Genomic DNA, 25,105 nt, shown 5'->3' on the forward strand with positions numbered 1-25,105 from the left:
CCTATCTATTAAAGATGGCTAGTATTTTAACGTAAAACTCTGTTTTTGTATCTAGTTTAACGATTTTTCTGCTAAAAAAGCTTGAATTAATTGCTCAATTTCAGCAGCGGTTGGTTTTTGTAATGCTTCATCAGCTAAGGCTTTCACCTCTTGATAATTCACATGACGAATTAATTTTTTAATACGTGGCACAGAAATTGCACTCATACTAAATTCATCTAAGCCCATACCGAGTAACAATAAGGTTGCTCGTTCATCACCGGCTAACTCACCACACATACCTGTCCATTTACCTTCTGCATGAGAAGCATCAATCACTTGTTTGATCAAGCCTAGTACTGAAGGAGACATAGGATTGTATAAGTGAGAAATTAATTCATTACCACGGTCAACAGCTAGCGTATATTGCGTTAAATCGTTTGTACCAATACTAAAGAAATCCACTTCTTTCGCTAAGAATTTCGCATTCACCGCTGCAGATGGTGTTTCAACCATGACACCCACTTGGATATTTTCATCAAAAGCTTTACCTTCTGCACGCAATTCTGCTTTTAAGGTTTCAAGCACTGATTTTAATTCACGAATTTCTTCTACCGAAATAATCATCGGGAACATCACAGCAAGTTTACCAAATGCTGACGCACGTAATACCGCTCTTAATTGTGCATGTAAAATTTCACGACGATCAAGGGCAATACGTACCGCACGCCATCCTAAGAATGGGTTCATTTCTTTTGGTAAATTTAAATATGGAAGCTCTTTATCACCGCCGATATCCATGGTACGTAATACCACTAGACGACCTTCCATTGCTTCAACTACTTCTTTATAAGCAATGAATTGCTCTTCTTCGCTCGGCAATTGATCGCGATCCATAAAGAGGAATTCTGTACGGTATAAACCTACCCCTTCTGCACCATTACGATGTGCACCTTCGCAATCGCGAATCGTACCAATATTGGCTACCACATCAACTTTATGACCATCAAGGGTCACCGCTGGTAAATCTTTTAATTTCGCTAATTCTGCTTTTTCTTCAGCGAGTTTTGCTTCTAAGGTTTTTAATTCGTCAATTTCAGCTTGAGTCGGATTCACGTAAACACGGTTGTTTACCGCATCTAAAATAAGATAATCACCTGTATTCACTCGTGCTGTGACATCATTTGTCCCTACAATGGCAGGCAATTCAAGTGAACGAGCCATAATTGAGGTGTGAGATGTTCTACCACCAATATCGGTGATAAAACCTAATACTTTTTCTAAGTTTAATTGAGCAGTTTCTGATGGGGTTAAATCGTAAGCCACAAGGATGGATTCTTCGGTAATATCACCAAGATCCACAATATGCATGCCTAAAATATTTTTGATTAAACGATTACCGATATCGCGAATATCACCCGCACGTTCTTTTAAGTATTCATCATCAATTTCAGACAACATTTCAACTTGTTGATCGATGATTTTACTTGCTGCCACACTCGCATTCACTTTGTTTGAACGAAGATAATCAATAATTTCCTCTTCTAACTCTTCATCTTCAAGGATCATTAAATGGCCTTCAAAGATGGCCGCTTTTTCTTCACCTAAGGATTTTAATGCACGTTGATGAATAGAATTAAGTTGCTCAACAGCAGCTTCACGACCAGCATAAAAACGGGCAACTTCTGCCTCAACTTGCTCTTCTGAAATTTTTTGCGTATCAAGAACAATTTTTTCTTCTTTTAATACTAAGGCTTTACCAAAAACGATACCTGGTGACGCTGGAATACCTGTAATCATACTTTTACCTTCCGAGATAATTTATTAAAGGTTAGATAAACAATAGCCATAGAATAGAAATCCTATGGCTAATCGTAAATTATTCTAAAGTAGGAATTAATGCTACTAAATGTTCAACGGCTTGTTGTTCGTCTTCACCTTCCGCCGAGATGGTGATTACAGTTCCTTGCGTTAAGCCTAAGGTTTGTAGCTTAAATAGGCTTTTCGCACTTGCACTTTTACCACCGGAGGTCACTGTTACATCAGAAGCAAATGCTTTCGCTTCTTTTACAAATTGCGCCGCTGGACGGGTGTGTAAACCATTAGGAGCTGTAATTTCTACATCTTTTGAGAACATAATGTTACCTCTATAGTAATTGTAAAATTTAGTCTATAAATCCGCTGTAGTATCTCTATTAAATGCCCAATAATCAAGGCTAAACACAAAAAAACTTGAGCTACGTCACGAAATTCGGGGTAATTTATACCTAATTTACAGTAATTTGTCTACTACACAGAAAAATGACGCTGTGATTTCGTCTCACTCAAGCTTTCAATGAGGCGATGATAATTCTCATAGCGTATAGCTGAAATCCGACCTGCTTCGACAGCCTCACGTAATGCACAGCCAGGATCGTTCAAATGCTTACAATCTCGGAATTTACATGTACCTAAGACATATTGAAACTCACGATAGCCTTTGGTGATCTGATCTGGCTCCAAATGCCATAAACCAAACTCACGAATACCTGGTGAGTCAATCAAATTACCACCTTGTGGCAAATGATATAAACGAGAAGAAGTTGTGGTATGTTGTCCCAAGCCTGAGGTTTCGCTGATGCCACCGACTTGCGCATTGACGGTTGGTAAAATATGGTTAATTAAACTGGATTTGCCTACCCCTGATTGCCCTACAAAAATGGAAGTTCCATCACTTAAAAGTGCGGTCAATTTTTCCATATTTTTTCCGGTTTCAGCAGAAATGATGATGGTCTGATAACCAATATCACGGTAAATCTGTAACTGGCTTTCCACTTCCTGCTCTTGCTCGGCATCCAGTAAATCGCCTTTATTCACCACGATGACAGGCTCGATCCCCGCATTTTCACACACCACTAGATAACGATCGATAATATTGAGTGAAAGTACTGGCACAACCGCAGAAACAATAATAATACGATCGATATTGGCCGCAATCGGTTTCAGCCCATCATAATAATCTGGGCGAGCAATTTCATTTTGTCTTGGGTGAATGGCTTCAATCACGCCGCTCACCCCTTGGAGCTGCTCATTGCCTTGTCGCCAAATTACTTTGTCTCCAACCACGAGACTAGAAAGTGTACGACGTAAATTACAACGGAAAATCTCGCCTTGTGCATTTTCCACATCAGCATGAACTGAATAACGCGTAACGACTACCCCATCTTGGCTTTCACCTAGCATATCATCTTGCCATTCCACTTCTTTCTTCTTGTGGCGATGCAAGGCTTTCGCGTTATTTGATTGAATTCGACGAGTTTGATTTTGCGTTAGTTTACGTTTGCTCATAAAGTGCGGTCGTTTTTTCCGATGTTTTTCGTTAAAATAAACGGGATTAAGAAATGTTCATAGGATACCTTATATTATGCAATTAGATAAACAAAATCTGATTTGGATCGATTTAGAAATGACAGGATTAGATCCTGAAAAAGAACGCATTATTGAAATCGCAACCATCGTGACAGATAAAGATCTCAATATTTTAGCGGAAGGCCCTGTGATTGCCGTACATCAAAGTGATGAATTATTAAACAAAATGTCGGAATGGTGCGTAAAAACCCATACAGCAAATGGCTTAGTTGACCGTGTCAAAGCGAGCAAACTCACCGAACGTGCGGCTGAATTACAAACATTAGATTTTTTAAAACGATGGGTACCAAAAGGTGCTTCACCGATTTGTGGCAACAGCATCGCACAAGATAAACGCTTTCTTTACAAATATATGCCTGATTTAGCCGATTATTTCCACTATCGTCATGTGGATGTCAGTACATTAAAAGAATTGGCTTCTCGCTGGAAACCAGAGATTTTAGACGGTTTTAAAAAAGGTAATACTCATTTAGCCCTTGATGATATTCGTGAATCAATTAAAGAGTTGGCTTACTACCGTGAGCACTTTATTAATCTGGGTTGATGAAAACTTAGGCAAACTCAATCATTTGCGAAATCTGCGCTTGCGTTGAATAAATTTTTTCGTATAATGTTGCCTCATTCACCAATGTGAAATGCGGGAATAGCTCAGTTGGTAGAGCACGACCTTGCCAAGGTCGGGGTCGCGAGTTCGAGCCTCGTTTCCCGCTCCAAATTTTCACATGAATGTCCTGCGGGAATAGCTCAGTTGGTAGAGCACGACCTTGCCAAGGTCGGGGTCGCGAGTTCGAGCCTCGTTTCCCGCTCCAAATTCTCAATCCGTTGCTGAAAAGCAGCGGATTTTTTTATTGTATTTTCCCTACATATTCCCTTCAAAATACGATAAAATTCGTTAGAAACTTTAACCTAAAAAATCACTCTAATAATGACCGAATTCACCCAATACATTCCTGATGAAGGCACGATGCTCCGTTTTGGTAAAAAACTGGCTGAAGTGCTTATAAAACAACCGAAAGATAATGCCATTGTGCTTTATTTTAATGGCGATCTTGGCGCAGGGAAAACCACCCTGACTCGTGGAATGGTGCAAGGTTTAGGCTACCAAGGCAATGTCAAAAGCCCTACTTATACTTTAGTGGAAGAATATAGCATTGCAGGGAAAATGATTTATCACTTTGATTTATATCGTCTTGCCGATCCTGAAGAATTGGAATTTATGGGCATTCGTGATTATTTCAGCCAAAATTGCATCTGCTTAATCGAATGGGCAGAAAAAGGTAAGGGCATCTTGCCTGAGGCTGATTTATTGGTGAATATTGATTATTACGACGATGCTCGCAACATTACGCTAATCGCTCAAAATTCAGTGGGTGAGCATATTTTGACGCAACTATAAAACTGACTTACATGAAAGCAAAATTTTCGTTTCTTTTTGGAATATTTTCTCTAATTTCTACTACTGTATTTGCCGCCCCACAATGGACAATTGCCATTGATCCTGGCCACGGTGGTAAAGATCCCGGTGCAATCGGAAAAAATCTCGGCATTTATGAAAAAAATGTCACCCTTTCTATTGCACGAGAATTAAAGGCTTTATTAGATAAAGATCCTAACTTCAAAGGTGTCTTAACACGCAGTAGCGATTACTACATTTCGGTGCCAGAACGCTCTGAAATTGCGCGTAAATATAGAGCAAATTTTCTCGTTTCTATCCATGCGGACTCCTCTCTTAATGCAGACCAACGTGGCGCATCAGTTTGGGTACTATCCAATCGCCGAGCCAACGATGAAATGGGTCAATGGTTAGAAGATGATGAAAAACGCTCTGAGCTTTTAGGCGGTGCAGGTAAAGTACTTTCCAATAACAATGACAAATATTTAGATCAAACTGTACTCGATCTACAATTTGGTCATAGCCAACGTACAGGCTATGAACTTGGTAACAGCATTTTACGTCGCTTTGCTCGCGTCACCTCCTTAAGTCGCAGCACCCCACAACATGCGAGCCTTGGCGTATTGCGTTCACCCGACATTCCTTCTGTTCTGGTGGAAACGGGATTCCTTTCCAATATGGAAGAAGAACAAAAACTGAATACCATTGCTTATCGTCGTCGTATTGCTTATATGATTTATGAAGGCTTAGTTGCTTATCGTAATGGTAATTTAAAAGCAATTGCCGTTCCACCTAGTGATGAGCAAGACAGCAAATCTACAAAATCAAGCGATAAAAACAATGAAAAATCTGACCACACTTCAGATGTGAAAGACAGCGGTATTCGCCATAAAGTGAAACCAGGTGAAAGCATTGGTAGCCTAGCAAATAAATATGATGTCAAAGTCAGCGAAATCATTGAGTTAAATAAACTGAAACGCAAAGAACTTTGGTTAAATGAAACAATTAAGATTCCTGATAATGGCAAAGACAAAAAAGCAGAAGAACCGATCAAAAAAGAAGAGAAAAACACTGAAAAATCTGACCGCACTTCCGATGTCAAGGACAGCGGCGTACGTCATAAAGTGAAACCAGGTGAAAGCATTGGTAGCTTGGCGAACAAATACGATGTAAAAGTCAGCGAAATCATTGAATTAAATAAACTAAAACGTAAAGAACTTTGGCTGAATGAAACCATTAAAATTCCGGATAACGGTAAAGGTAAAAAGGTAGAAGAAAAACCTAAGGCAGATGATAAAGCCAAAGCCGATAACAAAGGAAACAACAGCAAAATTGTTGAAGCTGAAAAAGCGGTTTCTAAAAAAGATCAAAAACAAGAAAAAGCTGAGAATAAAAAAGAGCCTGAGAAAAAAGGTAACGATAAAAAAGACACTTCTTCAAAAGGAAATGAAAAGAAAGATGATGGCAAAAAAGAAACCCCGCTTTACCATACAGTGAAAGCCGATCAAACTATCTATGCTATCTCTCGTGAATACAATGTACCGGTTAATCGTCTTTTAAAACTGAACCCAACATTGAAAAACGGCAACGTCGTGACTGGTCAAAAAATTAAACTTAAAGAAAAATAAGGAATCCTATGGCAATCAAAATTCTTTCTCCACAGCTGGCTAATCAGATTGCCGCAGGTGAAGTGGTCGAACGCCCTGCCTCTGTGGTAAAAGAATTGGTGGAAAACAGCCTTGATGCCGGTGCCAATAAAATTCATATTGATATTGAAAACGGCGGCGCCAGCCTGATTCGTATTCGAGATAATGGCAGTGGCATTCCTAAAGAGGAATTAAGCCTAGCACTCGCTCGACACGCAACCAGTAAAATTGCCGATCTCGATGATCTCGAAGCCATTTTAAGTTTAGGTTTCCGTGGTGAAGCCCTTGCCAGTATCAGCTCTGTTTCTCGTCTCACGCTTACCTCTCGCACGGCAGAGCAAAATGAAGCGTGGCAGGTTTATGCTCAAGGACGAGAGATGGAAACCACAATCAAACCCGCATCTCATCCAGTCGGCACGACAGTTGAAGTGGCGAATCTCTTTTTTAATACGCCTGCGCGTCGTAAATTCTTACGCACTGATAAAACAGAATTTGCTCATATTGATGAGGTCATTCGCCGAATTGCTTTAGCAAAATTCAATATCGCTTTTACGCTCACCCATAATGGCAAAATTATTCGACAATATCGTCCTGCAACAAATGAAGAACAACAACTAAAACGTGTTGCCGCCATTTGTGGCGATGATTTTGTTCAACATGCTTTATGTATTGATTGGAAACATGATGATCTGCATCTTTCTGGCTGGGTGGCGACACCTGAGTTTACCCGTTCTCAAAATGATTTAAGCTATTGCTATATCAATGGACGAATGGTGCGTGATAAAGTGATCACCCATGCCATTCGTCAGGCTTATGCGGAGCATTTGCATACTGAGCAATATCCTGCATTTGTGCTATTTATCGACCTCAATCCACATGATGTCGATGTCAACGTGCATCCAACAAAACACGAAGTGCGTTTCCATCAAGCGCGTTTAATTCATGATTTTATCTGTCAAGGCGTAACAAATGCGCTCAATGCCATTCCTCAAGCTGAATTGGATTTAGTGCCAGCGATGAATGAGGCAAGAGAGCCTTCGGTTTCATATCAACCTCACTACGAAACAAAACCCAATCGTGCAGCGGCTGGGCAAAATATTTTTGCCTCGAATTATCATCAGCCTCGTGAAAAACAATCAGAAAATCGACCGCACTTTTCAAACCGTAGTGAGTACGTTCCATCATATGGTTATCGTGAACAACCTACAAAGACCGAACAACGTTTATATGGTGAATTAGTACGTCCTGCGGAAAATTCTCAAGTTTTAACAACACCTGTCGTTGAACAACAACTCCCACAGACAAGTGATGCAGGCTATTTACGTGCATTGACATTAATTGAAAATAAAGCATTGCTTTTACAACAAAATCAGCAGTTTTATTTGATGTCATTAGCTAAATTGCAAACCTTAAATTATGAATTAACCTTACAACAAGGTGAAATTTCACAACAGCCGTTGCTCATTCCGATTATTTTTCGCTTAGATGAAAAACAATTTGAACAATGGCAAAAACAAAAAGCTTTTTTCCAACAAAGTGGTTTTGAATTTATTGAAAATGAAGCTCAGCTACGTCTTACATTAAACAAAGTCCCTGCGGTTTTACGTACACAAAATTTACAAAAATGTGTGGTGAGCCTACTTGCGGAACATCTAGAAAATATACCTGATTTTCTGACCGCACTTTGTCAGACTCTAGAGATGAAACCAATTCAAGTGTTAGCGGACGCAGTCAGCTTATTAAGTGAAACGGAACGCTTACTGAATAAAGCTCATCAAGAAAAATTTAATACATTACTGAAACCGATTAACTGGCAGCCTTTTTTAACTGATTTGTAATATGACACAAAAAACTGACTCCAAACCAACCGCACTTTTTCTGATGGGGCCAACAGCCTCAGGAAAAACAGATCTTGCTATTCAATTGCGTCAAAGCCTGCCAGTGGAAGTGATCAGTGTCGATTCTGCATTAATTTATAAAGGGATGGATATTGGTACGGCAAAGCCTTCTAAAGAAGAACTTGCCCTTGCCCCTCATCGCTTAATCGATATCTTAGATCCCGCTGAAAGTTATTCTGCGATGAATTTTCGTGACGATGCGCTCAGAGAAATGACCGATATTACCGCGCAAGGCAAAATTCCGCTTTTGGTTGGCGGTACCATGTTGTATTACAAAGCATTGATTGAAGGCCTTTCTCCCCTTCCATCTGCTGATGAAAAGTTACGCTTAGAGATTGAAGAAAAAGCGCAAAAACTTGGCTGGCCAGCACTTCATCAAGAATTACAAAAAATTGATCCTGTTTCAGCAGAGCGTATCAATCCAAATGATTCGCAGCGAATTAATCGTGCATTAGAAGTATTCTATTTAACGGGCAAATCATTAACGGAATTAACCGAACAAAAAGGCGAAGAATTGCCTTATCAATTTTTACAATTTGCTATTGCACCAGAAAATCGCGCGGTGTTACATCAACGTATCGAACAACGTTTCCATAAAATGATCGAATTAGGTTTCCAAGAAGAGGTTGAAAAACTCTATCAACGAGAAGATCTCCATCCTGATTTGCCTTCTATCCGCTGTGTGGGCTATCGACAAATGTGGGAATATTTACGTGGTGACTATGATCATGAAGAAATGGTCTTCCGCGGTATTTGTGCAACCCGACAATTAGCCAAACGACAAATCACCTGGCTGCGCGGCTGGAAAATACCATTAAATTGGCTAGATAGTCTGCAACCGCAAAAAGCCAAAGAAATCATACTACGCAAGATTGACGAACATTTTAAGGGGTAAATTATGGCGCTTTCACTTCCGCTTTCGACTGAAAAACTCATTCAACTTGGCGAAGTGCTTTGCCAACATTTCCCTGCAATGAATCTTGATGAAATAACCCAACAAATCGAGCGGGACGCAACAGATCTCACGACACCAATCGGACAAATAAACTATGCCATCAGTCTGTCTGATTTCTTGGAAAAAGTCTTAAAAAAACACCCGCACTTTTTAGCCCAGTGGTGGCAAACGCCTCCTCAATGTTCAGATTGTCAACATTACGCTAGCCGTTTAGCTGACCAACTCTCTACTATCCAAAACGAAGAACAGCTTTACAAAACGTTACGAGATTTTCGTAATCAAGAAATGGCAAAACTCAGTTTCTGCCAAAGTTTAAATCTTGCTACCGTAGAAGAAATTTTTATTCGTCTTTCTCAACTTGCTGAAAGTCTTATTATTGGTGCGAGAGATTGGCTGTATAAACAAACTTGTGAAGAAATGGGCACACCTTGTGATGAACATGGCAACCCTCAGCAACTCTATATTCTTGGCATGGGAAAATTAGGTGGTTTTGAGCTAAATTTCTCCTCTGATATTGATTTAATTTTTACTTACCCTTCACAGGGAGAAACCATTGGTGCAAGACGAGCCGTTGATAATGCCAAATTTTTTACTCGTTTAGGACAACGCCTGATCAATGCTTTAGATCAATTCACGCCAGATGGCTTTGTCTATCGTACGGATATGCGCCTTCGCCCTTTTGGTGACAGTGGTGCACTTGCCTTAAGTTTTTCTGCGATGGAGCAATATTACCAAGATCAAGGGCGAGACTGGGAACGCTATGCTATGATCAAAGGGCGTATTTTAGGCGCTGATGCGCAAGATCCCTATGTAAAAACCTTGCAGCAATTACTTCGCCCCTTTGTGTATCGACGCTATATTGATTTTAGTGTGATTCAAGCTTTACGTGAAATGAAAGGTAAAATTGAGCGTGAAGTACGTCGTCGTGGCTTAAAAGACAATATTAAACTAGGCGCAGGCGGGATTCGAGAAATCGAATTTATTGTACAAGTTTTTCAACTGATTCGTGGTGGACGTGAGATTAAGCTCCAACAACATGAATTGCTTAAACTTCTCCCTGAAATACGAGATCTTGGTTTAATTACGCCTGAACAATATCATGAATTAAGAGAAGCTTATATCTTCCTTCGTCGTACTGAAAACGTACTACAAGCTATTGATGATCAACAAACGCAACTTCTTCCGACAGATGAAGAAAATCGCCTTAGATTAATGGTCGCTTGTCGAGAATACACTTACTTAGATGAGAACAATCAAACTATGATGAAATCTTATCCAATTGAAAACTGGGATGATTTCTATCAAATACTACAAGCACACCAACAAAAAGTGCGGTCAGTTTTTGATGCATTAATTGGTGAAGAAAAAGATGAACGTACCGATGACAATAATCAGTGGATTGATTTTTTAGAAAGTGACCTCGATGATATTGAACAAATGCTGATTGATAATCACATTGATGATGACGCAATTTCCGATATCTTAGATAAACTTATTCAATTCAAAGAGGGGCTTGCGCGCCGTGTTATTGGCTCTCGTGGTCGAGAAGTTTTAGCTCACTTATTGCCAAATATCTTCACTCAAATATTTGAACAAAAAAATTACCGCACTTTATTGCCACGCATTCTCAATATTATCGATAAAATTGCGAGTAGAACGACGTATTTAGAATTACTCTTAGAAAATCCCCAAGCCATTAAGCAGCTAATTGAACTATGTGCGCAATCCCTGATGATCGCTGAACAAGTGGCTCGCTATCCTATTCTACTCGATGAATTATTAAATACTGAAGCGCTACGTAATCCATTACCGTTCACACAGTATCCTGATGAATTGAAACAATATATGCTGCGATTACCACAAGATGATGAAGAACAATTTATTGACGGTTTACGCCAATTCAAACAGTCTATTTTATTACGCGTTGCTGCCGCCGATATTCTCGAAGTATTGCCTGTTATGAAAGTGAGCGATCATCTCACTTATCTAGCTGAAGCAATTATTGATGCCGTTGTCAATTTTGCTTGGCAACAAGTCAGTCAACGCTTTGGTGTACCGGAACATCTAGCGGGTAAAACAGAAAAAGGCTTTTTAGTCATTGGCTACGGTAAATTAGGCGGAATTGAACTCGGATATAAATCCGATTTGGATTTAGTCTTTTTATATCAAGCTGTTGAAGGACTGACTGTTGGTGGAAAAAAATCCATTGATAGCAATCAATTCTATTTAAGATTGGCTCAAAAAATTGTCAGTATTTTTAGTATGAATACCAGTGCAGGCATACTTTACGATGTTGATATGCGATTACGACCTTCAGGCGATGCAGGCTTATTAGGCTGTTCACTTCAAGCATTTGAAAACTATCAACTCAATGAAGCATGGACTTGGGAGAAACAAGCTCTTGTCCGCAGTCGTGCCATTTTTGGTGAAACTGAATTAAAAGCAGAATTTGAAAAAATTCGCTGTAATGTGCTTTCTGCTCAAAGAGATATTAATCAGCTAAAAATTGAAGTAAGAGACATGCGTGAAAAAATGTACGAACATTTATCTCACACAAAAGAAGGCTTTTTTAATATCAAAACAGATCGTGGCGGCATTACCGATATTGAATTTATCGCCCAGTATCTGATGCTCGCAAATGCCCCAGCTAATCCAATATTAACCAAATGGTCTGATAATGTCCGTATCTTTGATTCCATGGCAGAATATCACATTATTTCTCTAGCAGAATGTGAAAAGCTCAAATCCTGTTACGTGACACTGCGTAATAAAATCCATCACCTAAACTTATTAGGAAAGCCTGTCATTGTTGATGATTCGGAATTTATAGAAGAAAGAGAATTTGTTTGTTCTTTCTGGAATAAGTTATTTTCTTAAAAGATTAAAGGAGTCTATCCCCAGATATTTGGGATAAACTCCTTTTCATATATTCTCTACGTAAAAACAGCCTAACTTTCTACCGCACTTATATTGTCAAAGTAATCTTTAACAAAACTCCATAAACAAAAACCCCAAGCCATTCAGCTCGGGGTTCACATTCAGTACCTGGCGGTGTCCTACTCTCACATGGGGAAGCCCCACACTACCATCGGCGCATCGGCGTTTCACTTCTGAGTTCGGTATGGGGTCAGGTGGGACCACCGCTCTATCGCCGCCAGGATTATTCCTTTAATAACTTTTCTCTACTCTGCTCTCACTATCTCTAGTGCTCACAACCAAACAAGCTGATTCACTTCAAAACTTTCTCTTCGTCTCTGAGTCTTTTTATTTTAGTCTTACAACCTCAAAAACCCTTGAGCGTTGTATAGTTAAGCCTCTCGGGCAATTAGTATCTGTTAGCTCAACGGCTCGCACCGCTTACACACCAGACCTATCTACGTCTTAGTCTTAAACAACCCTTACTGTCTTAAAAACAGGGAGAACTCATCTCTTGGCAAGTTTCGTGCTTAGATGCTTTCAGCACTTATCTCTTCCGCACTTAGCTACCCGGCAATGCGTCTGGCGACACAACCGGAACACCAGTGGTGCGTCCACTCCGGTCCTCTCGTACTAGGAGCAGCCCCAATCAATTCTCCAACGCCCACGGCAGATAGGGACCGAACTGTCTCACGACGTTCTAAACCCAGCTCGCGTACCACTTTAAATGGCGAACAGCCATACCCTTGGGACCTACTTCAGCCCCAGGATGTGATGAGCCGACATCGAGGTGCCAAACACCGCCGTCGATATGAACTCTTGGGCGGTATCAGCCTGTTATCCCCGGAGTACCTTTTATCCGTTGAGCGATGGCCCTTCCATTCAGAACCACCGGATCACTATGACCTACTTTCGTACCTGCTCGACTTGTCTGTCTCGCAGTTAAGCTTGCTTATACCATTGCACTAACCTGACGATGTCCGACCGTCATTAGCAAACCTTCGTGCTCCTCCGTTACTCTTTGGGAGGAGACCGCCCCAGTCAAACTACCCACCAGACACTGTCCGAGACCACGTTTCGTAATCTTCGTTAGAACATCAAACGTTAAAGGGTGGTATTTCAAGGACGACTCCATAATCACTGGCGTGACTACTTCTAAGTCTCCCACCTATCCTACACATCAAAATTCAATGTTCAGTGTCAAGCTATAGTAAAGGTTCACGGGGTCTTTCCGTCTAGCCGCGGGTACACCGCATCTTCACGGCGATTTCAATTTCACTGAGTCTCGGGTGGAGACAGCCTGGCCATCATTATGCCATTCGTGCAGGTCGGAACTTACCCGACAAGGAATTTCGCTACCTTAGGACCGTTATAGTTACGGCCGCCGTTTACTGGGGCTTCGATCAGGAGCTTCTCTTTCGATTACACCATCAATTAACCTTCCAGCACCGGGCAGGCATCACACCCTATACGTCCACTTTCGTGTTTGCAGAGTGCTGTGTTTTTAATAAACAGTTGCAGCCAGCTGGTATCTTCGACCGGTTCAACCTTCGCCCGCTAGGGACTACAATCTACGCCGGCGCACCTTCTCCCGAAGTTACGGTGCTATTTTGCCTAGTTCCTTCACCCGAGTTCTCTCAAGCGCCTGAGTATTCTCTACCTGACCACCTGTGTCGGTTTTCAGTACGGTTTAGATAAACCTGAAGCTTAGTGGCTTTTCCTGGAAGTGTGGTATCGGTTACTTCAGCTCCGTAGAGCCTCGTCATCATCTCTCGGTGTTAAAGAAGTCCGGATTTGCCTAAACTTCTCACCTACCAACTTAAACGCACATATCCAACAGTGCGATAACCTAACCTGCTCCGTCCCCACATCGCAGTTTATCCAAGTACGGGAATATTAACCCGTTTCCCATCGACTACGCTTTTCAGCCTCGCCTTAGGGGCCGACTCACCCTGCCCCGATTAACGTTGGACAGGAACCCTTGGTCTTCCGGCGAACGGGTTTTTCACCCGTTTTATCGTTACTTATGTCAGCATTCGCACTTCTGATACGTCCAGCAAACCTCTCGATTCACCTTCATCCGCTTACAGAACGCTCCCCTACCCAACAGTATTGCTACTGATGCCGCAGCTTCGGTGCTATATTTGAGCCCCGTTACATCTTCCGCGCAGGCCGACTCGACTAGTGAGCTATTACGCTTTCTTTAAATGATGGCTGCTTCTAAGCCAACATCCTAGCTGTCTAAGCCTTCCCACTTCGTTTCCCACTTAATATAGACTTTGGGACCTTAGCTGGCGGTCTGGGTTGTTTCCCTCTCCACGACGGACGTTAGCACCCGCCGTGTGTCTCCTGAGTATCACTCTTCGGTATTCGTAGTTTGCATCGGGTTGGTAATCCGGGATGGACCCCTAGCCGAAACAGTGCTCTACCCCCGAAGGTGTCCGCTCAAGGCTCTACCTAAATAGATTTCGGGGAGAACCAGCTATCTCCCGGTTTGATTGGCCTTTCACCCCCAGCCACAAGTCATCCGCTAATTTTTCAACATTAGTCGGTTCGGTCCTCCAGTTAGTGTTACCCAACCTTCAACCTGCCCATGGCTAGATCACCGGGTTTCGGGTCTATACCTTGCAACTAGACGCCCAGTTAAGACTCGGTTTCCCTTCGGCTCCCCTATTCGGTTAACCTCGCTACAAAATATAAGTCGCTGACCCATTATACAAAAGGTACGCAGTCACCCCAAAAGGGCTCCCACTGCTTGTACGTACAAGGTTTCAGGTTCTATTTCACTCCCCTCACCGGGGTTCTTTTCGCCTTTCCTTCACAGTACTGGTTCACTATCGGTCAATCAGGAGTATTTAGCCTTGGAGGATGGTCCCCCCATCTTCAAACAGGATATCACGTGTCCCGCCCTACTTGTCGTTAGCTTAGTACCATGACCTGGACTTCGAGTACGGGGCTATCACCCTGTATCGCCAAGCTTCCCAGCTTGTTCCTCTGTCTCTGTCATTATCACTAACAGGCTCCTTCGCGTTCGCTCGCCGCTACTAACGAAATCTCGGTTGATTTCTTTTCCTCGGGGTACTTAGATGTTTCAGTTCTCCCGGTTTGCCTCACTTACCTATGGATTCAGTAAGTGATAGTAGATTCTTCATCTACTGGGTTTCCCCATTCGGACATCTTGGATTAAACGCCTCTTATCGACTCATCCAAGCTTTTCGCAGATTAGCACGTCCTTCCTCGCCTCTGATTGCCAAGGCATCCACCTTGTACGCTTAGTCACTTAACTATACAACCTCAAAAATTCTCGATGTTGTGTTTTCAACTAAACACTTGATTGCTTTTGTTCAATCAAGATTTTCTTCTTACTCAGACTTTTTCTTATCCTTAAAGGACTTGAAAGTCTCTTCAGTTTTTCAGCTTGTTTCCTGGTTGTTAAAGAACAGAAGATAATAAAGTTATCTTTATTTGGCGTCCCCACGGGGATTCGAACCCCGGTTACCGCCGTGAAAGGGCGATGTCCTAGGCCTCTAGACGATGGGGACAACAAATAAAGATACTCTATCTTACACTTTGCTTACGCACTTTTCTCTCTTCATTCATTTTCTACAATATATCAATCAATCTGTGTGGACACTTATTGTCTCTCGTTTTTGGTAAGGAGGTGATCCAACCGCAGGTTCCCCTACGGTTACCTTGTTACGACTTCACCCCAGTCATGAATCATACCGTGGTAAACGCCCTCCAAAAGGTTAAGCTATCTACTTCTGGTACAACCCACTCCCATGGTGTGACGGGCGGTGTGTACAAGGCCCGGGAACGTATTCACCGCAACATTCTGATTTGCGATTACTAGCGATTCCGACTTCATGGAGTCGAGTTGCAGACTCCAATCCGGACTTAGACGTACTTTGTGAGATTCGCTCCAGCTCGCACTCTCGCTTCCCTCTGTATACGCCATTGTAGCACGTGTGTAGCCCTACTCGTAAGGGCCATGATGACTTGACGTCATCCCCACCTTCCTCCGGTTTATCACCGGCAGTCTCCTTTGAGTTCCCGACCTAATCGCTGGCAACAAAGGATAAGGGTTGCGCTCGTTGCGGGACTTAACCCAACATTTCACAACACGAGCTGACGACAGCCATGCAGCACCTGTCTCAGAGTTCCCGAAGGCACCAATCCATCTCTGGAAAGTTCTCTGGATGTCAAGAGTAGGTAAGGTTCTTCGCGTTGCATCGAATTAAACCACATGCTCCACCGCTTGTGCGGGCCCCCGTCAATTCATTTGAGTTTTAACCTTGCGGCCGTACTCCCCAGGCGGTCGATTTATCACGTTAGCTACGGGCGCCAAGCTCAAAGCTCAACCCCCAAATCGACATCGTTTACAGCGTGGACTACCAGGGTATCTAATCCTGTTTGCTCCCCACGCTTTCGCACATGAGCGTCAGTACATTCCCAAGGGGCTGCCTTCGCCTTCGGTATTCCTCCACATCTCTACGCATTTCACCGCTACACGTGGAATTCTACCCCTCCCTAAAGTACTCTAGCGACCCAGTATGAAATGCAATTCCCAGGTTAAGCCCGGGGCTTTCACACCTCACTTAAGTCACCGCCTGCGTGCCCTTTACGCCCAGTTATTCCGATTAACGCTCGCACCCTCCGTATTACCGCGGCTGCTGGCACGGAGTTAGCCGGTGCTTCTTCTGTAGTTAACGTCAATCACCTAGTCTATTAAACTAAATGCCTTCCTCGCTACCGAAAGAACTTTACAACCCGAAGGCCTTCTTCATTCACGCGGCATGGCTGCGTCAGGGTTGCCCCCATTGCGCAATATTCCCCACTGCTGCCTCCCGTAGGAGTCTGGGCCGTGTCTCAGTCCCAGTGTGGCTGGTCATCCTCTCAGACCAGCTAGAGATCGTCGGCTTGGTGAGCCTTTACCTCACCAACTACCTAATCCCACTTGGGCTCATCCTATGGCATGTGGCCCGAAGGTCCCACACTTTCATCTCTCGATACTACGCGGTATTAGCTACAGTTTCCCGTAGTTATCCCCCTCCATAAGCTAGATTCCCAAGCATTACTCACCCGTCCGCCACTCGTCATCAAAGAAGCAAGCTTCTTTATGTTACCGTTCGACTTGCATGTGTTAAGCCTGCCGCCAGCGTTCAATCTGAGCCATGATCAAACTCTTCAATTCAAGTTCAATCGCTCAATACTGCTGACATAAAATGTCACTACTTAAAAAGTATATGAATTTCTAGTTAGCACCTATTAAGACTTCAAAATTAAAAAATATTTTTAAAACAAGTCAATCAACAAGTGCCCACACAGATTGTCTGATATATTGTTAAAGAGCAAAAAAGAACGACGCACCGGTTTTTCTTAAGATTCACAACAGCGCGTCGTTGTGTGGGGCGTATTATAGGCATTTCAGATGCCTTTGCAAGATCTTTTTGTAAAAAAATGTAAATTTTTTGCTGTTTGCTTACAAACGCACCAACATGACGAGAAAAAATCATTTTAAAACGGTAATTCCATCAAATCCCCAGAGAGCCAACGCTTGTTCTAATTGGTGTTTATTCTCTACATCTTGCGTACAAAAGACCTGATTTTTCACCTCAGATTTTGACCGCACTTCTAATTTATCAAGTAAATACTGCAAGCGTCTGGCAATAGCGAATCCAGGGTCCATAAAATTCTTCACTTGAGGTAAGCAAATTTGAATTTCATCTTTAATTAAAGGGAAATGGGTACAGCCTAAACAAATCGTATCTAAATTCTCTATTGAGGCCCAAGGAGTTAATTCATTTTTCAATGCAATCAAATCGACCGATTTCCCTTGGATTTTATGCTCTGCGATTTCAACCAGTTTAGTTGAGCCTAATCGTTCAACGACACAATGAGCGGCAAACTGATGAATAAGATCATTAACATAAGGGCGTTTAACCGTGCCCTTTGTTGCCAATAGACCAATATGTTTCGTTTGTGAGATTTCTGCCGCTGGCTTGATGGCGGGTACAGTTCCCACTATCGGAATAGAAAATTGTTCACGCAAAGGCGGTAGCACCACCGTACTCGCGGTATTGCAAGCAATCACAATGGCATCAAGTGGATAATCCTGATTAATTTTTTTACAAATATCCAATGTTCGCTGAATAATTGTTTCTTCTGATTTTTCTGAATAAGGAAAGCCTGCATTGTCAAAGCAATACAAATAATGGTTATCTGGCATGAGCTTTTTCGCTTCCCGATAAACACTCAAGCCCCCCATTCCAGAATCAAAGAAAAGTACCGTTGATTTATTCATTTATAAAACTCTTTCAAAAATAACCGCACTTTAGGCATTCGAATAAATTTCTCGATTATTTAGCCAACGGCGGATTAAACTTTCTGCCACATCAGGATATTTCACTATTAATGCTTTAGCATAATGTTGAACGGTTGGAATCATTTTACGATCGCGCATTAAATTCGCCACCTTAAATTCGGCGATCCCTGTCTGCTTAGTGCCCAATACCTCACCCGGGCCGCGAATTTCTAAATCTTTCTCTGAAATCACAAACCCATCTTGGCTATCACGCAATACTTGTAAACGTTTTTGCGACACTTTACCCAACGGCGGTTTATACATTAAGACACAAAAAGAAGCCGTACTGCCACGCCCTACTCGTCCACGTAACTGATGAAGTTGTGATAAGCCCAAACGCTCAGCATTTTCAATGATCATTAGACTGGCATTTGGCACATCCACGCCCACTTCTATCACAGTTGTAGCCACAAGCAAATCAAGTTCTGCATTTTTAAACGCAGCCATAATATCTTGTTTTTCTTGCGGTTTCATTCGCCCATGTACAAGGCCTATTTTAAGCATCGGCAGCGCTTTCGTTAAATCTTCCCAAATGGCCTCAGCTGCTTGCGCTTCTAATACTTCAGACTCATCAATCAACGTGCAAACCCAATAAGCCTGGCGTTTTTCATTAATACAGGCATTTTTGACTCGAGCAACGATTTCATCACGGCGTTCTTCAGAAATAACAACTGTCGTAATCGGTGTTCTGCCTGGAGGTAATTCATCAATAATCGACGTATCAAGATCAGCATAAACCGTCATCGCTAGCGTTCTCGGAATTGGGGTTGCTGTCATAATCAGTTGATGGGGATAAAATCCTGCTTTTTCGCCTTTTTCTCGCAACATTAAACGCTGATGCACACCAAAACGATGTTGTTCATCAATAATAACCAAGGCTAAGTCGGCAAATTCTACTTCTTCTTGGAATAAAGCATGCGTGCCTACCACCATTTGTACCGCACCAGACTTAATTTTTTCCAATTCAGCTTGGCGAGCTTTCCCTTTCACCTTACCCGCTAACCAGCCAACTTCAATACCGAAAGGCTCTAACCAACGGCGGAAATTATTCGCATGCTGTTCTGCTAAAATTTCGGTTGGTGCCATTAAAGCCACTTGTTTGCCATTATCAATCGCTAATAAGGCGGCTAAGGCTGCTACCAAAGTTTTTCCCGAACCTACATCGCCCTGAACAAGCCGCATCATCGGATAGTCTTTTGCTAAATCCTGTTCAATATCCGCCACGACTCTATTTTGGGCATTCGTTGGTTGAAAAGGCAAAGATGCAAGAAAACGTTGCTTCAAATCAGTTTGATAATGCAATGGCAACGCTAAAAACTGCTGCGTACCCAACCGCACTTTTTGCATCGCAAGATTATGCGCAAGAAGCTCTTCAAAGATAAGTCGTTGCTGTGCGGGATGTTGTCCTTTTTCCAAAATATCTAATGATATATCTGGTGGCGGACGATGCAAAAATCGAATAGCATCCTTTAAGCTAAAAGGATGCGGATTAAATTCATTAGGTAAAATTTCTGTTAATTGGATTTTATCGAGTAAAGCCAATGCTTGATCGGTTAGCTTACGTAATGAATTTTGTTTTAAACCTTCCGTTGTGGAATAAATAGGCGTGAGCGTTTCTTCTAAAACCAATGGCGCATTATCCCGAATGATTTGATACTCAGGATGATGTATTTCCGCCATAAAACGCCCACGTTTAATTTCGCCAAACGCTTTGACGCGCGTACCAATCTGAAAACTGTTTTTCATTCCCGCATTAAAATTGAAGAAACGGAGCATAATCTTGCTCGTTCCATCAGAAAGACTTACGGTTAAAATAGGACGGCGCCCAAAGGCAACTTCACAAGTTTGGACAATTCCTTCAATGGTGGCATATTGTTCAGGACGAAGATCGGTAATAGGTGTAATTCTCGTGCGATCTTCATAACGGATAGGTAAATGAAAAAGCAAGTCTTGGAGATTATGAATTCCAATACGGCTTAATTTATCGGAGATTGCCGCGCCTACACCAGATAAAGTAGTTAGAGGAACGGCATCGAGAAGTTGCGTGCTCATTATGCTTCATTAATATTGCGCTTCAAACGAATCACACTGGTAATTTGTTTGATTTTTCGCATAATGTTTTCCAAATGATAGATATCTCTTGCGCCAACTTGGATAATGACTAATAGCACATTATTCTCTAACTCTTCTGTCCAAATACTTTGAATATTACTTTCACAAGTCGTGACGGCTGTCATAAGGCTACCTAATGCATTTTGCTCATTAAGCATTTCAATGTGTAATTCAGCATCAAAATTGACCGCACTTTCAGACTCTTCCCATTTTGCAGCGGTGAAATCCTTCGTATTGCTTGATACTAAATTAGAACAAGCTTGATGATGCACTACTACGCCTTTTTTCGCAGAGCTTAATGCCACGATCGGATCACCCGGAATTGGATGACAACATTGAGCAAAAGATGCTTTCATTTCGCCATCTCGGCTTAATGTTAGTGTACTTTGTGTATTTTCAGGCACACCATCCACATCAATTTCAATGGCTTCATCCATTAATTGATGGGCAATAACGCTCGACATTTGATTGCCGACACCAATTTCTACAAAAAGCTCATTGAGGCTTGAGAGATTCAATTCATTCAATACTGCTTGGATTTTCTCTTCAGAAACTTCAGAGAGATAATGTGGTTTCAATGCCATTTCCAATTGTTTTTTACCAGTTTGAACGGCATCATCTGCACGTAATAATTTTAAGAAATGACGAATACGAGTTCTCGCGCGAGCGGTCACTACAAAGTTTAACCAGCTAACGCTTGGATGAGTATTTTCACTGGTTACAATCTCAACGGTTTGACCAGATTCTAAAGCTTGTGATAATGGATAAGGTTTATGCTCTACTACTGCCGCAACACAGTGATTTCCCACATCAGAATGCACTGCATAAGCAAAATCAACAGCGGTTGCACCCATTGGTAATTCAACAATACGACCTTTTGGCGTAAAGACATAGATTTCTTTCGGGAAAAACTCGGATTTTACATTTTCAATAAACTCAAAGGAGTTACCCACGTTTTGTTGAATATCCACCAAGCTTTGCAACCAACGTTGTGCGCGTACTTGAGCTGTGGTGCTATCGTTTTTACCACCTTCTTTATACACCCAATGGGCGGTAATTCCCATTTCAGCAACCTGTTCCATCTCTTCAGTTTGCAAGTGAACTTCCACAGGTACACCATGAGGGCCAATCATTGAGGTTTGTAGCGCTTGGTAGCCATTTGCGCGTGGCACAGCAATATAATCTTTCACTTTACCTGGGCGAGGCTTATACAAACTATGCATTTGCCCCAATCCACGATAGCAATCATCAACCGAATTCACAATAACGCGGAAAGCATAAATATCCATAATGGAATGGAATTTCTGATCTTTCGTGCGCATTTTTTGATAGATTTTATAGAGATGTTTTTCTCGCCCCCAAATACGACTTGGAATACCCGCATTTTCAAGACGTTGTGAGATATCATTAGAAATACGTTGGATCAACTCCTGACGAGAACCACGTGCCTGTTCGACGAATTTTTTAAGCACTTCATAACGGCGAGGATGCATGGCTTCAAAAGATAAATCTTCTAATTCATTTTTGATATGCTCAATGCCTAAACGATGGGCTAATGGACAGTAAATCTCTAGGGTTTCTTTTGCAATGCGACGACGCTTATCTGGACGTAATGAGCCCAGTGTTCGCATATTATGGGTACGGTCAGCCAGTTTGATTAAGACGACACGAATATCTCGAGTCATCGCTAAAATCATTTTCCGGAAGTTTTCAACCTGTGCTTCTTGGCGGGTACGGAATTTCAATTTATCCAGTTTAGATACGCCATCTACAATTTCGGCTACGCTAGCGCCAAACTCATCTTTTAATTGGGATTCGGTATAAGGGGTATCTTCGATAACATCATGCAATAATGCAGCCATGACAGCTTCATGGTCTAAATGCATTTCCGCAATGATTGAAGCCACTGCAACTGGGTGCGTAATGTAAGGTTCGCCACTTGAGCGAAATTGTCCTTCGTGAGCATCTCGCGCAATAACGAATGCACGTTTGATTAATTCAATTTTATCGGCGGGCAAATACCCCTGAATAATTCGATCTAAATTGGCAAACAATTCCAAAGGACACCTGACTTTTTGTAGAGAGAAAGACTAGGCGATCAAAATAGCTTTAATTTTGACCGCACTTTAATAAGATTATTCTGTGATTAACGCTACTGCCACTTCTTCATTACGTTGAGAAGCCGCCGCATCTAAATACTCTTTTGCATCCATGATTTCTTGGTTGATTAACCCTTTTTCGATTTCACGTAATGCAATGACAGTTGGCTTATCGTTCTCTTCCGGCACTAACGGCTCACTTTGATGTAACTCTAATTGTCTCGCACGACGAGCGGCGGTTAAAATTAAATCAAAACGGTTACCAATTTTTTCTACTGCATCTTGCACAGTCACTCGAGCCATGTTTTACTCCGATGTTAAAAATAATGTCTGTAAGGGGAAATATTGTACTCAATTCAAGGTTATTTTGCTAGTAGCTGGTGAATTAAGTCTGCATTTTCTGTTTGTTGATAAGCTTTGGTCAAGCGCTCTGCCTGTAAAATACTTTGCAAATCTGCCAATGCCTGCTCAAAATTATCATTCACAATAACGTAATCATATTCATTATAATGGGAAATTTCGCTGATTGCTTTTGACATTCGCTCAGCAATGACTTCTTTACTATCCTGTCCACGTCCAATCAAGCGACGTTCTAATTCAGGCAATGAGGGAGGCAAAATAAAAATACTTTTTACAGAAGGTACTTTCTGACGAATTTGCTGTGCACCTTGCCAATCAATATCTAAAAACACATCAATGCCCTTAGCCAAGTTTTCTTCAATTGCTGGCAATGAAGTGCCGTAATAATTACCACCAAACACTTTTGCATATTCTAAGAAGTGGCCTTTTTCAATTAAGGTTTCAAATTCTTCTACTGAAACAAAATAATAATGCACACCATGACTTTCGCCTGGACGAGGAGAACGCGTTGTGTGTGAAATAGACACCATTTTTTTCGTGCCTTGATTTTTTTCTAATAACGCCGAAATTAATGATGACTTGCCCGCCCCACTTGGTGCAGAAAGAATATATAAATTACCTTGAGACATAATTGAAACCTCTTCTTGTTGTTTGTTTTTATTATACAAAAAGAAAATGAAAAGTGCGGTCAAATTTTCATTTGTTTTACCAAATTATTAAAAAGTGATCGAGATCACAAAAAAGTGGTATATACCCTTTTTTTTATCAAAATGCCCATGCTATAATCGGCGGGAACTCGTTAGAGCAACGATTTTGTTTAACTTAAAAAATAGAAGGTGAAAATCTTATGGCTATTAAAATTGGTATCAACGGTTTCGGCCGTATCGGTCGTATCGTATTCCGTGCAGCACAACATCGCGATGACATCGAAGTTGTAGGTATCAACGACTTAATCGACGTTGAATACATGGCTTACATGTTGAAATACGATTCAACTCACGGTCGTTTTGACGGTACTGTTGAAGTTAAAGACGGTAACTTAGTCGTAAACGGTAAAACTATCCGTGTTACTTCTGAACGTGATCCTGCAAACCTTAACTGGGGTGCGATCGGCGTTGATGTTGCAGTTGAAGCAACAGGTTTATTCTTAACTGATGAAACAGCACGCAAACACATCACTGCTGGTGCGAAAAAAGTCGTATTAACTGGTCCTTCTAAAGATAGCACACCAATGTTCGTACGTGGTGTAAACTTCGGTGCATATGCAGGTCAAGACATCGTGTCTAACGCTTCTTGTACTACAAACTGTTTAGCACCTTTAGCACGTGTTGTTCACGAAACTTTTGGTATCAAAGATGGTTTAATGACTACTGTTCACGCAACAACAGCGACTCAAAAAACTGTTGATGGTCCATCAGCTAAAGACTGGCGCGGTGGTCGTGGTGCATCACAAAACATCATCCCTTCATCTACCGGTGCTGCGAAAGCTGTGGGTAAAGTATTACCAGCATTAAACGGTAAATTAACTGGTATGGCGTTCCGTGTTCCTACTCCAAACGTTTCTGTAGTTGACTTAACTGTAAACTTAGAAAAACCAGCAACTTACGAACAAATCAAACAAGCAATCAAAGATGCAGCTGAAGGTAAAACTTTCAACGGCGAATTAAAAGGTGTTTTAGGTTACACTGAAGATGCAGTAGTTTCTACAGACTTCAACGGTTGTGCTTTAACTTCTGTATTTGATGCTGATGCAGGTATCGCATTAACTGACTCTTTCGTTAAATTAGTATCTTGGTACGATAACGAAACTGGCTACTCAAACAAAGTATTAGACTTAGTTGCACACGTATACAACTATAAAGGCTAATCAAAATAGCTAAAAAATTAACCGCTCTTTTTAGAGCGGTTTTTTATTTCTAATCAATTTAAATTTTCTCAATACTTTATATATTCTTTATTGATCATTTCAATATAA

Annotated in this window: 15 protein-coding genes, 3 tRNA genes and 3 rRNA genes; 9 read left to right on the forward strand and 12 right to left on the reverse strand. The window is 41.6% G+C overall.

The window, feature by feature from the left end; all coding sequences use genetic code 11:
- Positions 1–51: 51 nt before the first annotated feature.
- The 3 genes from ptsI to rsgA all read right to left on the reverse strand — a co-directional run bounded on the left by ptsI (position 52) and on the right by rsgA (position 3,306).
- The gene (ptsI, locus tag INP93_RS09340) at positions 52–1,779 is read right to left on the reverse strand and encodes a phosphoenolpyruvate-protein phosphotransferase PtsI (RefSeq protein ID WP_197544758.1); all 1,728 of its coding nucleotides are present in this window, start codon (positions 1,777–1,779) and stop codon (positions 52–54) included.
- A gap of 79 nt (positions 1,780–1,858) precedes the next feature.
- Positions 1,859–2,116, reverse strand: coding sequence for a phosphocarrier protein Hpr (gene ptsH, locus INP93_RS09345; RefSeq protein WP_005695633.1), 258 nt, complete (start codon positions 2,114–2,116; stop codon positions 1,859–1,861).
- 152 nt (positions 2,117–2,268) lie between these two features.
- On the reverse strand, positions 2,269–3,306 hold the full coding sequence (gene rsgA, locus INP93_RS09350) for a small ribosomal subunit biogenesis GTPase RsgA (RefSeq protein WP_193452021.1): 1,038 nt from the start codon (positions 3,304–3,306) through the stop codon (positions 2,269–2,271).
- Positions 3,307–3,382: 76 nt separating this feature from the next.
- Between rsgA and orn the strand changes: the two genes are divergently transcribed.
- The 8 genes from orn to glnE all read left to right on the forward strand — a co-directional run bounded on the left by orn (position 3,383) and on the right by glnE (position 12,156).
- Positions 3,383–3,931 carry an oligoribonuclease gene (gene orn / locus INP93_RS09355; protein ID WP_049370207.1) on the forward strand — a complete coding sequence of 183 codons (549 nt, stop codon included), beginning with the start codon at positions 3,383–3,385 and terminating at the stop codon, positions 3,929–3,931.
- A gap of 93 nt (positions 3,932–4,024) precedes the next feature.
- Positions 4,025–4,100 (forward strand) — tRNA-Gly (locus INP93_RS09360).
- A gap of 20 nt (positions 4,101–4,120) precedes the next feature.
- Positions 4,121–4,196 (forward strand) — tRNA-Gly (locus INP93_RS09365).
- 116 nt (positions 4,197–4,312) lie between these two features.
- The gene (tsaE, locus tag INP93_RS09370; protein WP_197544759.1) at positions 4,313–4,783 is read left to right on the forward strand and encodes a tRNA (adenosine(37)-N6)-threonylcarbamoyltransferase complex ATPase subunit type 1 TsaE; all 471 of its coding nucleotides are present in this window, start codon (positions 4,313–4,315) and stop codon (positions 4,781–4,783) included.
- A gap of 11 nt (positions 4,784–4,794) precedes the next feature.
- A complete protein-coding gene (locus INP93_RS09375; protein ID WP_197544760.1) occupies positions 4,795–6,408 on the forward strand; it encodes an N-acetylmuramoyl-L-alanine amidase in 1,614 nt (537 codons plus the stop codon).
- Positions 6,409–6,416: 8 nt separating this feature from the next.
- Complete coding sequence (gene mutL / locus INP93_RS09380) at positions 6,417–8,264, forward strand: DNA mismatch repair endonuclease MutL (protein ID WP_197544761.1); 1,848 nt, start codon at positions 6,417–6,419, stop codon at positions 8,262–8,264.
- Position 8,265: 1 nt separating this feature from the next.
- Positions 8,266–9,219, forward strand: a complete 954-nt coding sequence (gene miaA, locus INP93_RS09385; RefSeq protein ID WP_197544762.1) for a tRNA (adenosine(37)-N6)-dimethylallyltransferase MiaA — start codon at positions 8,266–8,268, stop codon at positions 9,217–9,219.
- Positions 9,220–9,222: 3 nt separating this feature from the next.
- Entirely contained in the window at positions 9,223–12,156 is a 2,934-nt protein-coding gene (glnE, locus tag INP93_RS09390) for a bifunctional [glutamate--ammonia ligase]-adenylyl-L-tyrosine phosphorylase/[glutamate--ammonia-ligase] adenylyltransferase (protein WP_420026357.1), read from the forward strand.
- A 166-nt stretch (positions 12,157–12,322) separates the two neighbouring features.
- Here glnE and rrf read toward each other — a convergent pair.
- The 9 genes from rrf to gmk all read right to left on the reverse strand — a co-directional run bounded on the left by rrf (position 12,323) and on the right by gmk (position 23,759).
- Positions 12,323–12,438: ribosomal RNA gene (gene rrf, locus INP93_RS09395) — 5S ribosomal RNA — on the reverse strand.
- A 145-nt stretch (positions 12,439–12,583) separates the two neighbouring features.
- A 23S ribosomal RNA gene (locus INP93_RS09400) occupies positions 12,584–15,481 on the reverse strand.
- 180 nt (positions 15,482–15,661) lie between these two features.
- Positions 15,662–15,737: transfer RNA gene (locus INP93_RS09405), tRNA-Glu, on the reverse strand.
- 112 nt (positions 15,738–15,849) lie between these two features.
- A 16S ribosomal RNA gene (locus INP93_RS09410) occupies positions 15,850–17,389 on the reverse strand.
- Together the 16S, 23S and 5S rRNA genes with 1 tRNA gene alongside form the textbook arrangement of a ribosomal RNA operon.
- A 318-nt stretch (positions 17,390–17,707) precedes the next feature.
- Positions 17,708–18,499: a glutamate racemase gene (murI, locus tag INP93_RS09415; protein ID WP_197544763.1), complete on the reverse strand. Its 792-nt coding sequence runs from the start codon at positions 18,497–18,499 to the stop codon at positions 17,708–17,710.
- A gap of 30 nt (positions 18,500–18,529) precedes the next feature.
- A complete protein-coding gene (gene recG / locus INP93_RS09420; protein WP_197544764.1) occupies positions 18,530–20,611 on the reverse strand; it encodes an ATP-dependent DNA helicase RecG in 2,082 nt (693 codons plus the stop codon).
- Positions 20,611–22,731, reverse strand: a complete 2,121-nt coding sequence (gene spoT, locus INP93_RS09425; protein WP_197544765.1) for a bifunctional GTP diphosphokinase/guanosine-3',5'-bis pyrophosphate 3'-pyrophosphohydrolase — start codon at positions 22,729–22,731, stop codon at positions 20,611–20,613. The genes recG and spoT overlap by 1 nt, the downstream gene beginning before the upstream one ends.
- Before the next feature lie 75 nt (positions 22,732–22,806).
- Positions 22,807–23,073 carry a DNA-directed RNA polymerase subunit omega gene (rpoZ, locus tag INP93_RS09430; protein ID WP_197544766.1) on the reverse strand — a complete coding sequence of 89 codons (267 nt, stop codon included), beginning with the start codon at positions 23,071–23,073 and terminating at the stop codon, positions 22,807–22,809.
- A 59-nt stretch (positions 23,074–23,132) separates the two neighbouring features.
- Positions 23,133–23,759 (reverse strand): guanylate kinase, encoded by a 627-nt coding sequence (gene gmk / locus INP93_RS09435; protein WP_197544767.1) that lies wholly within the window; start codon positions 23,757–23,759, stop codon positions 23,133–23,135.
- 218 nt (positions 23,760–23,977) lie between these two features.
- Between gmk and gap the strand changes: the two genes are divergently transcribed.
- Positions 23,978–24,997: a type I glyceraldehyde-3-phosphate dehydrogenase gene (gene gap / locus INP93_RS09440; RefSeq protein ID WP_049363694.1), complete on the forward strand. Its 1,020-nt coding sequence runs from the start codon at positions 23,978–23,980 to the stop codon at positions 24,995–24,997.
- Positions 24,998–25,105 lie beyond the last annotated feature (108 nt).

It is taken from the genome of Haemophilus parainfluenzae, assembly GCF_014931415.1.
GTDB lineage: Bacteria > Pseudomonadota > Gammaproteobacteria > Enterobacterales > Pasteurellaceae > Haemophilus_D > Haemophilus_D parainfluenzae_AF.

What these genes read in the sequence shown, in the direction of transcription:
- tsaE (WP_197544759.1), top strand. Translation starts at nt 4,313, where the DNA reads ATGACCGAATTCACCCAATACATTCCTGATGAAGGCACGATGCTCCGT.
- INP93_RS09375 (WP_197544760.1), top strand. Translation starts at nt 4,795, where the DNA reads ATGAAAGCAAAATTTTCGTTTCTTTTTGGAATATTTTCTCTAATTTCT.
- gmk (WP_197544767.1), bottom strand. Translation starts at nt 23,759, where the DNA reads ATGTCTCAAGGTAATTTATATATTCTTTCTGCACCAAGTGGGGCGGGC.
- recG (WP_197544764.1), bottom strand. Translation starts at nt 20,611, where the DNA reads ATGAGCACGCAACTTCTCGATGCCGTTCCTCTAACTACTTTATCTGGT.
- mutL (WP_197544761.1), top strand. Translation starts at nt 6,417, where the DNA reads ATGGCAATCAAAATTCTTTCTCCACAGCTGGCTAATCAGATTGCCGCA.
- glnE (WP_420026357.1), top strand. Translation starts at nt 9,223, where the DNA reads ATGGCGCTTTCACTTCCGCTTTCGACTGAAAAACTCATTCAACTTGGC.
- orn (WP_049370207.1), top strand. Translation starts at nt 3,383, where the DNA reads ATGCAATTAGATAAACAAAATCTGATTTGGATCGATTTAGAAATGACA.
- miaA (WP_197544762.1), top strand. Translation starts at nt 8,266, where the DNA reads ATGACACAAAAAACTGACTCCAAACCAACCGCACTTTTTCTGATGGGG.
- ptsI (WP_197544758.1), bottom strand. Translation starts at nt 1,779, where the DNA reads ATGATTACAGGTATTCCAGCGTCACCAGGTATCGTTTTTGGTAAAGCC.
- rpoZ (WP_197544766.1), bottom strand. Translation starts at nt 23,073, where the DNA reads ATGGCTCGAGTGACTGTGCAAGATGCAGTAGAAAAAATTGGTAACCGT.
- rsgA (WP_193452021.1), bottom strand. Translation starts at nt 3,306, where the DNA reads ATGAGCAAACGTAAACTAACGCAAAATCAAACTCGTCGAATTCAATCA.
- gap (WP_049363694.1), top strand. Translation starts at nt 23,978, where the DNA reads ATGGCTATTAAAATTGGTATCAACGGTTTCGGCCGTATCGGTCGTATC.
- murI (WP_197544763.1), bottom strand. Translation starts at nt 18,499, where the DNA reads ATGAATAAATCAACGGTACTTTTCTTTGATTCTGGAATGGGGGGCTTG.
- ptsH (WP_005695633.1), bottom strand. Translation starts at nt 2,116, where the DNA reads ATGTTCTCAAAAGATGTAGAAATTACAGCTCCTAATGGTTTACACACC.